Source organism: Methanocaldococcus sp. FS406-22, from assembly GCF_000025525.1.
GTDB lineage: Archaea > AGJL01 > Methanococci > Methanococcales > Methanocaldococcaceae > Methanocaldococcus.
In genome coordinates, this window is sequence record NC_013887.1 from 1,324,341 (window position 1) to 1,339,767 (window position 15,427).

The window sequence follows — 15,427 nt, forward strand, 5'->3', positions numbered from 1 at the left end:
TTGTAACTTTTTTATTTTAGAATTTGTCAAAAATTATATGATAAATTTGAAATATCAAAGATATAATAGAAATTCATATCGTAAAACTATTGTTATAACCGTTTCATATCGTAAGCTTTATATAGTAGTTCGTCGAAGGTATATACCGTCAATCAAATAACAACATAAAAACTTAGGTGATAAGGTATGGCAATGAGCTTAAAGAAAATCGGTGCTATTGCAGTTGGAGGAGCAATGGTTGCTACAGCTTTAGCAAGTGGAGTTGCTGCTGAAGTAACAGTCATCGGAGAAGTTACAAAAGACTTATTCGTTAAAGATGGACAGCCAAACTGTTACGTTGTTGTAGGTGCTAATGCTCCATCAACAATGGACGTTGTTTCAGCTGCTGACATCGCTGCTAAAATAGGAAGCTTATGCTACAAAGAAGGAACAGCTGAAACAGGTAGTGCTGATTTAAATGTTCATGTTTCAGCTGATGCAAGTAAAGTATGGTTCAATACTTCTCAGTATGATAACTTTACATACATAGTTACTCCAGATGATGGTGACTACCCATTAGATAACGGTATTAAATATGCTAATGACCTGTACTATGCTAACCAAACTACTAATAATAGAATTACAAAAACATTATCAACATTGATGAAAATTGATGATGTAGATCCAAAAAATATCTATACAGTAAATGATGACGATGGAATCGAAATAGGATTCTTCGCATTAAAAAATGAATCCAACGAGATTGGTGTAGATTTAGTAGGTTACGCATCAGTTGTAACAGATGACGGAAAAATGGATACCAACAATACATATTTAGCACCAGGAGTTTTAATTCCATTCTTAGGACAACAATACATGTTCGTTAAAGCAGATGCTGATAACGATGATTTAATTATAGGTAAAATGGTATATAATGGAGTATTGGGCGAAGGAGAGACTTACGACTTAGGAAATGGATACCAAGCTAAAATAAAAGCAGTTTTAGAGGCTACAACTTCAGGAAGCCCTGCAAAAGTAGATGTTCAAATATTAAAAGATGGACAAGTTGTTGCAGAGAAATTTGATATAGCAAATACAACAAATCCATTGGTATTAACCTACGGACCAGTAGCAGCAATAGTTACAAACGCTTACAAAAACGTTGCAGCAACTACAGGATATGCTGATGTCTACTTAGTAAATGATGTAAAAAGATTACACTTAGGAGACAAATATGAAGGAAACTTCAAGATATATGCAGTAGTTCAAGATCCAACTACTGACCAGATAGATATAGTAAAAGATACCGATATAACCGACAGTGGAGTAAGTATAAAAGGAGAAGGAAAAGTTGATGGTAAAGTAATCTGTGGTATTGCGTTAGTAGATGATACCGACCCAACAAACGACGATAATAAACTTAGTGCTAAAGGAGACGAATTTGACGCAGTAGATGATTACTTCAAGTTAAAAGTTGATGACACACAAGGTGGAGATGACTACAAAATCTATGTCTGTTCAGATGTAACAAAAGATGCAGCAGTAGATGTAGGACAAACAGTTTCAGTATTGAATGCAGATATCACATTAAAAGATATAAAAGCTGAAACTGTTACACCAGTTTCATTAACAGCTCCAATCGCTAAGTTAGACACAGAAGTTAGCTTAGACACAGCTGACAAGAACTTAGTCTTAGTTGGAGGACCAGTTGCAAACAAATTAACAAAAGAGTTAGTTGATGAAGGTAAGTTAGTATTAAACAACAGCAGCCCAGCTACAATCGCTGTTATTCCAGGAGCAGCAAACGGACACGATGTTGTTGTAGTTGCAGGAGGAAACAGAGAAGAAACAAGAGCAGCTGCTTTAGAATTACTCAAAATGCTCTAAATCCTCTAAATCTTTTTTTATTTTTTTAGATGACTTAATTCATAGATTTAAATTATTTGGTGATAGAATGAGATTTTTTGATAGAGAAAAAGAAATTAAAGAAATTCTTTACATTATAGAAAGAGAACCACAAAGGATTAACTTTATCTACGGTCCCATAAACAGTGGGAAAACTGCTCTAATAAATGAGATAATTAGCAACAGATTAGACAAAAACAAGTATGTTGTTTTTTACATTGATTTGAGGGGGCATTTTTTATCAAAATATGATGATTTCGTTAGAGTTTTGTTTAATACTTACTCGCCAAAAAAATCGTTATTTGGTAGGTTGAGAGAGTATATAAAATCTTTAATAAATGACTCTCCAAATTCGGTTGATATTCCAATTTTACCAACTCTAACTTATGGAGTTTTAACAGGCATTCCAATACCTAAAAATCTATTAAATCAACTCTTAAAAGATAAAAATTCTGATGATGTTTTTGAGTATTTAACTGAGGTTTTTGAAAGTATCAATAAGGAAGGTAAAAAACCAATATTGATTATTGATGAATTGCAAAAAATAGGAGATATGAAAATTAATGGCTATCTTATATATGAACTATTCAATTATTTTGTCTCTTTAACTAAACATAAACATCTCTGCCATATTCTCTGCCTATCTTCTGATAGCCTATTTATTGAAAAGGTTTATAATGAAGCAATGTTAGAAGGAAGATGTAAATATTTATTAGTAGACGATTTTGATAAGGAAACATCTTTAAAATTCATTGATTTTCTATTAGAAGAAAATGATATAAAACTCTCTAATGAAGATAAAGAGTTAATTTACTCTTATGTCGGTGGAAAACCAATGGATATAAAATATGTAATTGAAGAGTGCAAATTTAAAGATTTAAAAGAGATTTTAGATTATATGCTTAAGGATGCTACTCAGAAGTTAGATATGTTTTTGGATATGCTAAATTACTCAAAACCCAAGGTAGAGATTGGAGATGAAGTCATTGAGATTAAAAAAGAGGATGTAATTGAGGCATTGAGATTGTTTAAGAAAAATTATGAACTTGATAAAAAAGATATTCCAGTGCCTGTTTATATTTATTTAGTTAAAAAGAATATATTGTTTTTAGACCCTATTAATGGAATTTTAAAACCTCAGAGTTTTTTAGTTTGGAATGCTATAAAGAGATTGTTATAAAATATTCGGTGATAGAATGAGATTTTTTGATAGAGAAAAAGAACTTAACTATCTAAAAACCTATGTCCAATTAGAACCAAACTCTATTTTATTCGTTTACGGCCCAAAATCATCTGGAAAAACTACAGTTATGTTAAGAGTTATTGAGGAGTTATCTAAGAGGGATGATTTAGTATTTTTCTATTATGATTTGAGGGAGTATGCTACACCAACAAAAGAGGAGTTCTTAGAAATATTTTTTGAGAAAGGAGATAAAAAGTATCTACTAAATAAATTTGAAATTAACTTAAAGATATTTAAGTTTGGAGTTGAGGAGAAGTTTGATTTTAACAGTATAAAATTAAATGATGTATTTGGCAAGATGAAAGAGAGTATTAAAGCAGTTATAGAAGATAATAAAAAACCAATTTTAATTATAGACGAATTGCAGAAGTTAAAGCATATTTATTTTAACGGAGGTAAGTCCCTATTAAATGAGTTATTTAATCTCTTTGTGCATTTGACTAAAGTAAGACATCTATGCCATGTTATTTATCTAACTTCTGATACCTTATTTATTGAAGAGATATATCAAAACTCTACTTTAGAAAATACTTCCGAATATTATCTAATTGATTGGTTAAGAAAAGGAGCCATAAAGGGGATTTTAAAAGAGGAGGGTTTTAATGAGGAAGAGATTAATTATGCCTTAAATTATCTATCCTTACCTTATGAAATCTCCCAATTAATAAATAATAAAAAATTAGGTTTATCTGTTGAAGAAACAATAAGACAATGGATAAATATCGAGAAGGATAAGATAAAATATTTAATTGATACAACCGATTTAGATGAAGAGGAAATTTATAAAGTTCTATCCAAATTTAAGGATAAAATAAAAATCTCTTATGATAAAGAAGTTAAAAAAGAAGAAATGAAGTATATAAAGTTCTTAATTGAGAATGAAATTTTGTTTTATGATGTGATAAATGGAATAATTAAGCCAACATCTATAAAGAAGTGGTATGCTATAAGAGAGGTTCTGAAATAAATTAAGATTAAAATGAAGTTTTAATTTTTAATAACATTATCTATTTAAAAAAGATTCTTAAGGGGTAGAATGAAACTAACTGAGAAAAACATTACATTATTTGCTCTAACTTGTTTTATAATCATCTCCACTGTTTGGCTATTTTTAAATCCAATTCAACCAAAAGAAAAACACATAGCTGAGATAAAAGAAGGAGATTATGTTATTATAAAAGGATATATCCAAGAGATGTATGTTAAAAGGGACAAATATAGACATGTTATTAATATTTCAAGGATAGTTATAAATGATGGTACTGGAAATTTGGATATTGTTGCCTTTGGTAAGCCAAGGGAAGATCTTTTAAATTATATATTAAGCTATTATCCAATGATTAAAGAAGGGGATTATGTTGAAGTTAAAGGAAGAATCTCAGTTTATCAAGGGAGATATCAAATAATTTTAAATGATATTGGAGATTTTAAGCTAATAGAAAAGAGAAACTTTGGGAGAGACATTTATCTATCCCCTACACCAACAAATATCTATGCCTCAAAGTATGGTAAAAAATACCACACATCAAAAAACTGCCCCTATGGAAAAAGATTAAAAGAAGAAAATATAATATATTTTTATTCTGAAGAAGATGCAAAGGCACTTGGCTATGAAAAATGTAAGTGGTGTGAAGAACATGGGTAGTTAATTATTAATTAATGTCCCAAAATCTAATTAAGCTAAGAAATACGGTGATTAATTATGGGTAAATATAAGAAATTCTTTGCCGTTGCTGTTTGTTCTTTACTATTATTTACTGTTTATTTCTATAGAGACCCGGATAGGCAAATAACAAGTGGAAATAATATAATTTTGTCTCCAGCTGATGGAACTGTTAAATATATAAAATTCTATGAAAATGGAAACCCAGAGGTTTTTAAAGATGGGAATTGCTATGTTATAAATGTTTCAAGATATTTCCCAAATGGATGCTATATTATAGGAATATTTATGTCTCCGTTGGATGTGCATGTCAATCGAGCCCCAATAAGTGGAGAGGTTGTGTATATAAAGCATATTGATGGTAGCTTTTATCCAGCATTCTTAGAGGGCGTAGAGAAAATAAATGAAAGAAATATAGTTATAATAAAAAATGATTCCGATTATATTGGAGTTGTTCAAATAGCTGGATTTATTGCAAGGAGATGCTGTTTGAGTATAAAAGAAGGAGATTATGTTGAGATGGGGCAGAGAATAGGAAAGATAAAGCTTGGTTCCCAAACAGCTGTAATAATTCCAGCTAACTACAATATAACAGTTAAAGTAGGAGAGAGGGTTTATGCTGGACAAACAATCATTGCAGTTAAAAGAACAGCTAATTGATGAGATTAAAGAGAGGGTTTTGAGAATTAGGGAGAGTTTAGGATTAGATAAAGCAGAGTTTGATATTGTAGATGTTGAAATGGATGATAAAACCTTAACTATATACACAAAAAACAGAACTGACAAATCCTCTATTATAGGGCCGGGAGGCTGGGTTGTTGGGAGACTAAGGGAGGAGATGAAAGATAGATTTGAAGTTATAAGGGTTGAAGACTACACTGACAAAGTTTTATTTGAAAAAAGAGTGGAGATAATTAAATCTCTATTTGATGATGAAGTTATCCAAGACATCTGCAACTATTTTTTATATAAAAAGATTCCCAAAGAGAAAAAGGATGTTATCTGCCTAATTCATTGCCAATACGATTTATATGTCTTAGATATTCTCTCAAATATTTTTAACGTTAAAGCAATAACTTATGACTTCCCAGCATTAGTTCCGGATAAAACCAAAAAGAAGATTATCAGCTTTTTAAATAAAAAAGATATAGAGCATGAGTTTTTAAAATTAAACCTTACAAAGGATGATATAAAAATCCTTATAAATTCATTTCCATGCGGATTTTTAAAAAATAAGATTATAGAAGATTTGAAAGGCTGTGTATTTACAAGCTGTTTGGATAATGCAGTTTTTAAATATGACAATGGAATAATTATAAACTTTTTTGAATTCTTCCCAATAAAAATTAAAAAGGACGAATATTATTTAAATTACTGCCCCCTATGCATTCAAAGTTGCAAAATTGATAAAAACAAAGAAAAACTTATAAAAAAGATTGTTAAAGAGGTTTATAAAGGATTTAAAGAACCAACAGATGCATCTGAAGAGATATTAACGGTGATAAAGTGATTCTCTTCTTCAAATGAACCTTTAAGAAAGTTGAACAAAACTCTTCGAGTTTTGTAGCTGGAAAGCAGAGCTTTCTGTTTCATCAAAACTAACACATCCTCGCTTACGCTCGGAGGTGTAAATTAAAAGATTCTACGGTGATAAGGTGATATTATTCTTCGAATATGCCCTTGCCTCTGGTTTTGAGGATAAAGCCATTTTAAAAGAAGGAAAGATGATGTTTGACACATTATTAAAGCAATTCTTAGAGATTGATGAGGTTGTATCTTTAATTTATAGAGATTTTGCTGATGACTATAAAGATTTTAAAAACCTTAAGATAGTTGAGATTAATAATGAAAATGAAATTGAAAAAACATTAAACAACATCTTAAAATCTGAAAAAATTGATTATGCATTAGTTATAGCTCCAGAGGATGAGGGAATTTTATACAATCTAACAAAAATCATTGAAAGCTATCCAGTAAAAAACCTTGGTTGTTCTTCTGAAGCAATAAAAATAGCTGGAAATAAATATCTAACCTACTTATCAATAAAAGATGCTGTAAAGACACCAAAAACCTTTCCACCAAAGAGATATGTTATAAAAAAGATAGACAGCTGTGGAGGAAAATTTAACTTAGTTGATGAGAATTTTTTAATCCAAGAGTTTGTTGAGGGGGAAAACTTATCTGTCTCTCTGATTGTTGGTAAAGAAATCTATCCAATATCTTTAAATAGGCAGTATATTGATGAGAGAGGTTTTGTTGGTGGTGAGGTAGCTATTGAGCATAATCTAAAAGATAAAATATTTAATGAGGTAATTAAAGCAATTAAATGTATAAATGGACTGAATGGATATGTAGGTGTTGATGTTATAGTTAATGAGGATATATACATCATAGAGATAAATCCAAGGATTACAACAACAATCTATGGCTTAAAAACAAGCCCAAGCTTAGCAGAGCTATTAATAAAGAATGCAAACAATGAAGAGCTGAAATTTAAAGTAAATGGTGAGAGATTTACAATAGACAAATAGGTGATTATATGAAAGACCCAAAGGACATTGTGCTTAAAGAAAGTGAGGATATTGAAGGCATAGCAATTGAAGGCCCTTGGTTAGAGGAGGATATAAGCTTAGAGGAGATAGTTAAAAACTACTACCTAAAAATTGGATTCCAAGCATCACACATTGGTAAGGCAATAAAAATCTGGAAACATATTGAAGAGAAGAGAAAAAAAGGAGATGAAATAACAGTATTCTTTGGATACACATCAAATATTGTATCATCTGGATTGAGGGAGATTATTGCCTATCTTGTAAAGCATAAAAAGGTTGATGTTATTGTTACAACAGCTGGAGGAGTTGAAGAGGACTTTATAAAATGCCTAAAGCCATTTATATTAGGAGATTGGAAGGTAGATGGAAAAATATTGAGAGAGAAAGGGATAAACAGAATTGGAAACATCTTTGTTCCAAACGATAGATACATTGCCTTTGAAGAGTATATGATGGAGTTTTTTGAAGAGATTTTAAATTTACAGAGAGAGACTGGAAAGATTATTACTGCAAGTGAATTCTGCTATAAATTAGGGGAATTTATGGATAAAAAATTGGGTAAAGAGAGGGAGAAATCAATCCTATACTGGGCATATAAAAACAATATCCCAATATTCTGCCCGGCAATAACTGATGGTTCGATTGGAGACATGCTGTATTTCTTTAAAAAGTATAATAAAGATGAAGAACTAAAGATAGATATTGCCAACGACATTGTAAAGCTGAATGATATAGCTATAAACTCTAAAGAAACTGCATGCATTGTTTTAGGTGGCTCTTTACCAAAGCATAGCATTATAAATGCCAATCTATTTAGAGAAGGGACTGACTATGCAATATATATAACCACAGCCCTACCTTGGGATGGCTCTCTAAGTGGAGCTCCACCAGAGGAAGGTATATCATGGGGAAAAATTGGGGCTGAGGCAGATTATGTTGAAATTTGGGGAGATGCAACAATAATATTCCCATTATTGGTTTATTGCGTGATGAAGTGATAGTATGCTTTATGTTGTAGGTATTGGTAGCGGTAATGAGAAACATTTCACAAAAGAGGCTGAAGAGATTTTAAATAAAGTAGATTTGATTGTGTGCTATAAAAACTACAAAAAGTTTGTTGAGAGGTTTAATAAGCCAATATACACAACTAGAATGACAAAGGAGATTGATAGAGTAGAATATGCTTTAAAAGAGGCTAAAAATAAAGATGTAGCCTTAGTTTCAAGTGGTGATGCAACAATCTATGGTTTAGCCTCTTTAGCCTATGAAATAAATGCAGTTAAAGGATATAATGTAGATATAAAGGTTATTCCGGGGATAACTGCATGTTCATTAGCTTCAGCAATCTTAGGCAGTCCATTAAACCATGACTTTGTTGTTATAAGCTTTAGTGATTTATTAACACCATTAGAGACAATATTAAAGAGATTTAGATGTGCATTGGAAGGAGACTTTGTTATCTGCATATACAACCCACTAAGTAGAAAGAGGATAGAGCCATTTTTAAAGGCAATGGATATTTTATCTGAATTTGCAAAAGATAGGAATTATGTGGTTGGAATAGTTAAAAATGCTGGTAGAGATAATGAGGAAGTTTTAATTACAAACTTCAAAGAGCTTTATAAAAACTTAGAAAACTATTTGGAGTTTATAGACATGAATACAATACTAATTGTTGGCAATTCTTCAACAAAAATTATCAATGGCAAGATGATTACACCAAGAGGTTATTTGGACAAATATAAAATTTAGGTGAAAATATGCTTGAAAAAATCAGAGAAGAGTTGAATGCTTATTTCTTAGAGAGGAGGGAGGAGATTGATATTGCTTTAACATCAATCTTAGCTAATGAGCATACTGTATTTTTGGGCAATCCGGGAGTTGCCAAATCACAATTAATTAGGGCTATAGCATCCCATATAAACGCTAATTACTTCGAAAAGCTTATTACAAGATTTACTACAGAGGATGAGTTATTCGGCCCTTTAAGCATTAAAGAGTTAAAGGATAATGATAGGTTTGTTAGGAAAACCTCTGGATACTTGCCAACAGCTGAAATTGCCTTCTTAGATGAGGTTTTTAAGGCAAATAGTTCAATATTAAATGCCTTATTATCAATAATCAATGAAAGGATTTATCATAATGGGGATAGGATTGAAAAAGTGCCTTTAATAAGCCTCTTCGGAGCCTCAAACGAACTACCAGAAGAAAATGAATTATTAGCATTCTATGATAGGTTTCTATTTAGAAAAGTTGTTAGAGGAATAAGAAGTTATGAAAATCTCTCAAAACTAATTGACTTAGATGAGGAATATAAGCCAAAAACAATTATTGATGTTGAAGATGTTAAAGAAATGCAGAAAGAAGCTTTAAAAGTTGATATATCAAACATAAAAGAGGATTTGATTAAGATAAAGCTATCTTTGGAGAGTGAGGGAATAAGAATATCTGATAGAAGGTTTAAAAAGTCAGTTAAGGCAGTTAAGTGCTTTGCATACTTAAATGGCAAAGAAAAAGCTGATGAGAATGATTTAGACATCTTAAGGCATATTTACTGGAATGAGCCAGATGAGTTCTTTAAGGTTTCAGTAGAGATTTTTAAGATTTCTAATCACTTTGCTGGCTTTGCTTTAGAGCAGAGAGAAATCTTAGACAGCTTAATGAATGAGATAAAGAAGATTAATAAAGATAGGATTAAATTGGGAGGAATAGAGTATAGAAAATGTCTTGAGATTTTAGGAAAGCTAAATAGCATGTCTATAACTTTAAAAGATGTTAAAAATAAAGCAATTGAGGCTAATAAACCTTATGAACTTGTTGAAGATGTTTTAAAAGAGGTAGAGGGCTTTAAAAAGTATGTTGAAGAATTGTTGAAGGGATAATTTATGAAAAACGTTATAAAACATGATGCCTATGACAAAAAGGCCTATGAGAGATTTTTAAAGAACAGCAAATATTTGCAAAAACTTCTTAGCTATTACTCTCAATTTCACCCAATCCATGAAAAATTAGCTGAAGATACTTTCTACGCATTCTTTAAGTATGTTGTTGAATTTAATGAGTATGTTGAGGAGAGATTTAAGATAAATAAAGCCATATTAGAAGGAGCTATAAAAAATATTGAGTATGAGAAGAGTAAGCTTTTAACTGAATTGGATGAAGTGAATGCTGGAACTGCAACCGTAATGTTCTGCGAAAAGTTCTTTGAAAATCTAAAACTTGCAAAACTAAATAAAGAGTTAAAAAAGTTTGCATCTGAAGGAAAAGGAGAAGGATTGGATGATAAATTAAAAGAGATAGCCAAAAATACTATGAAAGATATAGCAGATGAGGTTTCTGAAATTATACAGGGCTTTAATGCTGTTGAAAACTTTGGTAAAGGGGAGGGGGATAAAAAGCTACTATCTCCAGAGGAAAGAATAAAGTTAGCTGATAAAATCTTGCAGAATAAAAAGATTAGAGAGATTGTTAAAAAACTTGGTAAGTTGAGATTATTGGCTATAAGTGAATATAAATCAAAGATTAAACACTACTCTGGAGAGATATATTCAACAAAAATTGGTAGGGATTTAAAGCATCTATTACCAAAAGAGATTGTTAATCTTTCGGATGAGCTCTTATATTACGACTTTTTAAGAAGATTTGTTGATAAAAAGCTTTTAATCTATGATATTCAGAATAAGTTAGAGAAGCAAAAGGGCCCTATTATAATTTTATTAGACCACAGTGGTTCAATGTATGGAGATAGGGAGATTTGGGGGAAGGCTGTTGCTTTATCTATAATAGAGATTGCTAAGAGGGAGAGTAGGGATATATACTACATTGCCTTTGATGATGGTGTTAGATTTGAGAAGAGGATAAATCCTAAAACTATAACCTTTGATGAGATAATTGAACTCGCCTCCCTATACTTTGGTGGAGGAACAAACTTTATAATGCCATTGAATAGGGCTATGAGCATAATAAAGGAGCATGAGGCATTTAAAAATGCAGACATCTTGCTTATAACTGATGGTTATGCAGAAGTAAATGATGCGTTTTTAAAAGAGTTTGATAAGTTTAAAATTGAATATAATACTAAACTAATCTCTGTGTTTGTAGAGACCTTCCCAACTGAAACTTTAAAAATGATTTCTGATGAGGTAATAAAGGTTTATGATTTGGCAGATGAAGAGGCAAAGAAGATATATAGGGCGGTATCTTAAAGCAATTTTTTCTCAATGACTTCTCCTCTTGGCTCAACCTCTTCAAATATTTGAGCTTCAAACCTATAAATCTTAACCCCTTCAGCTAACCACATATCTGGTGGTAATCCGGCTTTTAAACATAAGTGGGCTAAATACTCTTCAACATCCCAGCCATACTCTACTGGCACTTGTGGCAATAAAAGCCCTCTGTAAAAGCCATATTCAATAATTAAACCGTCTCTACCAATCTTTATCTTCTCCAAATATTCCTTTGGATTTCTAACTCTAATAAGCTCTGGAGGAGTTAAGATGCTAACTTCAACCACTATGCTATCCATTTCCTCTAAAGTAACTGGAGGAAATCTTGGGTCTTTTGTTGCAGCACTTATTGCCGCCTCTTCTAAAGCCTCAATTAAGGGCATTATTGGCTCTGGAATCCCAATACATCCTCTAAGCTCTCTATCTGGATATGTATGGAGAGTGCAGAAACATCCTCTCTTCTCATTGAATATTTCTGGATAACTCTCTATAACTAATTTTTTACCAGCCAAATAATTTTCTATAACTGCCCTTGCATATTTTACTGCAAAAGTTCCCTCTTCTAAGGTTAGTAATCTCATAATTCCACCAAATAAAATATTATAAAAAATTATTATAAAAAATAGTAACGCTCAGTTGTCCCGAGCTTCATCACAGTTCAGTGAAGTCGGCACTCATCATCGCGTTAGATTCTTTATAATATGATGTCAATCTTCTCTCCACAAACCTTGCATCTTCTTGTCTCAACATCTAAATTAATTATCTTTGCATTGAATATATATCTTTCTATTAACAAAGCTCCGCAGTTTGGGCAGTAAGTGTTTTCTCCCTCATGCCCGGGGACATTTCCAATATAAACATACTTAAGCCCCTCTTCTATAGCTAAGTTTCTTGCCATCTCCAATGTCTCTATAGGTGTTGATGGAACATCAGTTAATTTATAGTCTGGATGAAACCTTGAAAAATGTAGAGGGGTCTCTTTCCCTAACTCATCCCTTACAAAGTGTATGATAAACAGTAAGTCATCTATATTATCATTATAGCCAGGGACAATTAGATTTGTTATCTCCACCCAGATTCCCAATTTCTTTGCTAATTTACATGTCTCTAAGACAGGTTCTAATGTGGCTTTACACACTTTTTTGTAAAACTGGGAGTTTCCTTTAATATCTATGTTCATTGCATCCATTGGAAGGGCTTTTAATGGTTCTTTCTCAATGTAGCCGTTGGTAATCATTACATTAAATAATCCATTCTCTCTTGCTATAACGGCCGTATCATACATGAATTCATAATATACAGTTGGTTCAGTGTAAGTGTAAGATATTCCGGGGCAGTTGTATCTTATAGCCACTTCAACAATCTCCTCTGGCGTCATCTCTCTGTAAGGAATTTCATCTGGTGGGTATTGGGAGATTGTCCAATTTTGGCAGTGCAAACATCTAAAGTTACATCCACCAATTGCCAAAGAAACCACTTGAGTTGTTGGATAGAAGTGGAACAGTGGCTTTTTTTCTATCGGGTCTATTGCCAATGAGCAAACTTTTCCATAACCAACAGCATATAAAACTCCATTAATATTCTCTTTATTCCAACAAAAGCCCCTCTCCCCCTCTTTTATAATGCAGTGCCTTGGACAGATGTTGCATCTAACCTTATTATCATCTAATTTTTCATAAAACATAGCTTCTCTCATAATTTCCCCCTAATAGCAAAGATTTCAGTTATTTCCATCAGTATCTTATTTTTGTATATTATGTTATATGTTCTTTTTGGTAATCTGCTATGGTTTGTTTTTAAGAGGGTTTTTAGATAATCATCAATCTCTGCAATGCCGATAGATTTAATCTCTCTTCGTGTTTCTAAGTTGTGTTTCCTTATTATTTTACCTATTGGAATATCAGCAGAGAGTAAATCCCTCTTTATCTCTTCTCTAAGTCCTTCTTCAATATTTTTAAATGGTGTTTTTGATACTGCATAAACTAAAGGCAAATCATTAACTTTAAGAATAACCTCCCTATAGTTTGTATTATCAACAATTTTTTGATTGATTGTCTCTACTCTACATTCTCCTTCAAATAAAATCTCTAAGATGTTAGTTACACTTCCATCAGTCCCTAAGAGTATTTTCTCCTCATTCAGCAGAGGAAATGTTTTATTTAACTTTGCTATCTCTCTATAGATTATCATGAACATCAACCTTATCTGGTGATATTAATGAACAATAGGATAGAGAGGTTTTTAAAGTATATGGAAGATGAGGGCATAAAAAAGGCAGTGGTTTTAAAGAAGGAGAATATAAATTACTTTTTAGGAAAATATTTTATGAGCTTTTCTGTCTTAGTTTTTGAAGAACAGCCTTATCTATATGTTGGAAGGCTTGACAAAGACTATGCTGAAGAGCTTTTTGACTTTTTAGAGATTAGGGAGTTCAAAGATTGGAAAGAGATATTTAAAGGATGTGAGGGAGTTGAGAAGGAGTTGCCAATTGGTTATTTAAAATATATTGATAAGGAGTATAAAATAATATCTGACAAAATTAAAGAGATGAGAATGATTAAAGACAAAGAAGAGATAAATCTCATCAAAAAAGCCGCAGAGATTAGTGATAAAGCTATAAACTGGGTTTTAGATAACTTAGATAATGTTAAAAATCTAAATGAATATGAGTTAGTTGCAGAGATAGAGTATATCATGAAAAAACATGGCTCAATAAAGCCGGCATTTGATTCTATAGTTGTTTCTGGTAAAAAAACTTCTTTTCCTCATGCATTGCCTACAAAAGATAAGATAGAGGATATTTTATTAATTGACATTGGAGCAGTTTATGAAGGCTACTGCTCAGACATAACGAGAACATTTTTATTAAAAGATGATGAGGAAATGAGAAAAATATATAACTTAGTTTATGAGGCAAAAAAAGTTGCTGAAGAGCATTTAAAAGAAGGAATTTCAGCTAAGCAGATTGATAACATAGTTAGAGAGTTCTTTGGAGATTATAAAGATTTATTTATCCACTCTTTAGGACATGGTGTTGGATTGGAGGTTCATGAAGAGCCGAGATTGTCTATAAAATTGAAGGATGATGAAAATATTGTATTAAAAGAGGGCATGGTTGTAACTATTGAACCGGGATTATATTTAAAGAATAAATTTGGTGTAAGGATAGAGGATTTATACTTAGTTAAAAAGAACGGATTTGAAAAATTAAGTAGAGCAGAGATTCCAGAATATTAAATTAATGGGAGAGTTTTTCTTAAATCTCTCTCAATCTTATCTATCTCTTTGGCATATCTAATAGCTATCTCTTTCATAACTTCATCTATATTGTTTATTCCTAAATCCTCCAAACCAATGATTTTAACGTGCTCTACCCCTTTTGATTTGACATTTATCCCTAAGTGGATTTTTGCTGATACAACCCCTTTACAAGCTATACAGACAGACAATTTTTTATCTTCAAAGTATAAATCATCTCCATCTCTTTTTAGCTTTATATTGTAGCTTTCAATGACTTCCTTTGCTATAAAAACTAATAGCCGTTGCCTTAAATATATCGTTTTTAAATCAACGGCATCAAAATGCTCCACAACAAAATTTATTGCATCCTCTGATTTTATAGGGATTTTTATATTTCTTTCTCTCTTAACATCTTTCAAGTCCTTCATATTCTCTGCAGTAACTTCCATCTTTCCTCTAAAAACAACTATACTATCTTTCTGCACATCAAAGGTTTTAAATGCCCATAATGGCTCTATCTCCTTCCCAGTATAATCCAATCTATCTTTAACAAAGATTATAGACATGTATTCAGTATCAAAAACTTCAAAATCTATTTCTTTTTTCATTTTTATCACCA

At 31.6% G+C, this 15,427-nt stretch carries 16 protein-coding genes; 12 read left to right on the plus strand and 4 right to left on the minus strand.

From position 1 onward, the window contains the following. The first annotated feature begins 186 nt into the window (after positions 1 to 186). The 11 genes from MFS40622_RS06710 to MFS40622_RS06760 all read left to right on the plus strand — a co-directional run bounded on the left by MFS40622_RS06710 (position 187) and on the right by MFS40622_RS06760 (position 11,547). The gene (locus MFS40622_RS06710; protein WP_012980926.1) at positions 187 to 1,866 is read left to right on the plus strand and encodes an S-layer protein; all 1,680 of its coding nucleotides are present in this window, start codon (positions 187 to 189) and stop codon (positions 1,864 to 1,866) included. A 67-nt stretch (positions 1,867 to 1,933) separates the two neighbouring features. Beyond that, positions 1,934 to 3,064 (plus strand): ATP-binding protein, encoded by a 1,131-nt coding sequence (locus MFS40622_RS06715; RefSeq protein ID WP_012980927.1) that lies wholly within the window; start codon positions 1,934 to 1,936, stop codon positions 3,062 to 3,064. Between the two features lie 16 nt (positions 3,065 to 3,080). Next, positions 3,081 to 4,094: an ATP-binding protein gene (locus MFS40622_RS06720; RefSeq protein WP_012980928.1), complete on the plus strand. Its 1,014-nt coding sequence runs from the start codon at positions 3,081 to 3,083 to the stop codon at positions 4,092 to 4,094. Positions 4,095 to 4,163: 69 nt separating this feature from the next. After that, a complete protein-coding gene (locus MFS40622_RS06725; protein WP_012980929.1) occupies positions 4,164 to 4,772 on the plus strand; it encodes an OB-fold nucleic acid binding domain-containing protein in 609 nt (202 codons plus the stop codon). A gap of 57 nt (positions 4,773 to 4,829) precedes the next feature. Beyond that, entirely contained in the window at positions 4,830 to 5,450 is a 621-nt protein-coding gene (locus MFS40622_RS06730) for an archaetidylserine decarboxylase (RefSeq protein WP_012980930.1), read from the plus strand. Then, positions 5,407 to 6,300 (plus strand): hypothetical protein, encoded by an 894-nt coding sequence (locus tag MFS40622_RS06735; RefSeq protein WP_012980931.1) that lies wholly within the window; start codon positions 5,407 to 5,409, stop codon positions 6,298 to 6,300. The genes MFS40622_RS06730 and MFS40622_RS06735 overlap by 44 nt, the downstream gene beginning before the upstream one ends. 145 nt (positions 6,301 to 6,445) lie before the next feature. Beyond that, positions 6,446 to 7,321: a tyramine--L-glutamate ligase gene (gene mfnD / locus MFS40622_RS06740; RefSeq protein ID WP_012980932.1), complete on the plus strand. Its 876-nt coding sequence runs from the start codon at positions 6,446 to 6,448 to the stop codon at positions 7,319 to 7,321. Between the two features lie 8 nt (positions 7,322 to 7,329). After that, positions 7,330 to 8,340 (plus strand): deoxyhypusine synthase, encoded by a 1,011-nt coding sequence (locus MFS40622_RS06745; protein WP_012980933.1) that lies wholly within the window; start codon positions 7,330 to 7,332, stop codon positions 8,338 to 8,340. Between the two features lie 4 nt (positions 8,341 to 8,344). Beyond that, positions 8,345 to 9,094 (plus strand): precorrin-3B C(17)-methyltransferase, encoded by a 750-nt coding sequence (gene cobJ / locus MFS40622_RS06750; RefSeq protein ID WP_012980934.1) that lies wholly within the window; start codon positions 8,345 to 8,347, stop codon positions 9,092 to 9,094. An 8-nt stretch (positions 9,095 to 9,102) separates the two neighbouring features. Then, complete coding sequence (locus MFS40622_RS06755) at positions 9,103 to 10,224, plus strand: AAA family ATPase (RefSeq protein WP_012980935.1); 1,122 nt, start codon at positions 9,103 to 9,105, stop codon at positions 10,222 to 10,224. A gap of 3 nt (positions 10,225 to 10,227) precedes the next feature. Further along, the gene (locus tag MFS40622_RS06760; protein WP_012980936.1) at positions 10,228 to 11,547 is read left to right on the plus strand and encodes a VWA domain-containing protein; all 1,320 of its coding nucleotides are present in this window, start codon (positions 10,228 to 10,230) and stop codon (positions 11,545 to 11,547) included. Here the strand turns inward: MFS40622_RS06760 and MFS40622_RS06765 are convergent. The 3 genes from MFS40622_RS06765 to MFS40622_RS06775 form a co-directional block, all read right to left on the minus strand. After that, entirely contained in the window at positions 11,544 to 12,149 is a 606-nt protein-coding gene (locus MFS40622_RS06765) for a TIGR00296 family protein (protein ID WP_012980937.1), read from the minus strand. The two genes, MFS40622_RS06760 and MFS40622_RS06765, sit on opposite strands and share 4 nt — an antisense overlap. Positions 12,150 to 12,262: 113 nt before the next feature. Then, entirely contained in the window at positions 12,263 to 13,264 is a 1,002-nt protein-coding gene (gene amrS / locus MFS40622_RS06770; RefSeq protein ID WP_012980938.1) for an AmmeMemoRadiSam system radical SAM enzyme, read from the minus strand. Further along, a complete protein-coding gene (locus MFS40622_RS06775; protein ID WP_012980939.1) occupies positions 13,261 to 13,758 on the minus strand; it encodes a chorismate pyruvate-lyase family protein in 498 nt (165 codons plus the stop codon). The genes amrS and MFS40622_RS06775 overlap by 4 nt, the downstream gene beginning before the upstream one ends. Before the next feature lie 27 nt (positions 13,759 to 13,785). Here MFS40622_RS06775 and MFS40622_RS06780 point away from each other — a divergent pair, with 27 nt between their 5' ends. Beyond that, a complete protein-coding gene (locus tag MFS40622_RS06780) occupies positions 13,786 to 14,805 on the plus strand; it encodes a Xaa-Pro peptidase family protein (RefSeq protein WP_012980940.1) in 1,020 nt (339 codons plus the stop codon). Here MFS40622_RS06780 and MFS40622_RS06785 read toward each other — a convergent pair. Then, entirely contained in the window at positions 14,802 to 15,416 is a 615-nt protein-coding gene (locus tag MFS40622_RS06785) for a DUF366 family protein (protein ID WP_012980941.1), read from the minus strand. The two genes, MFS40622_RS06780 and MFS40622_RS06785, sit on opposite strands and share 4 nt — an antisense overlap. Between the last annotated feature and the right edge of the window lie 11 nt (positions 15,417 to 15,427).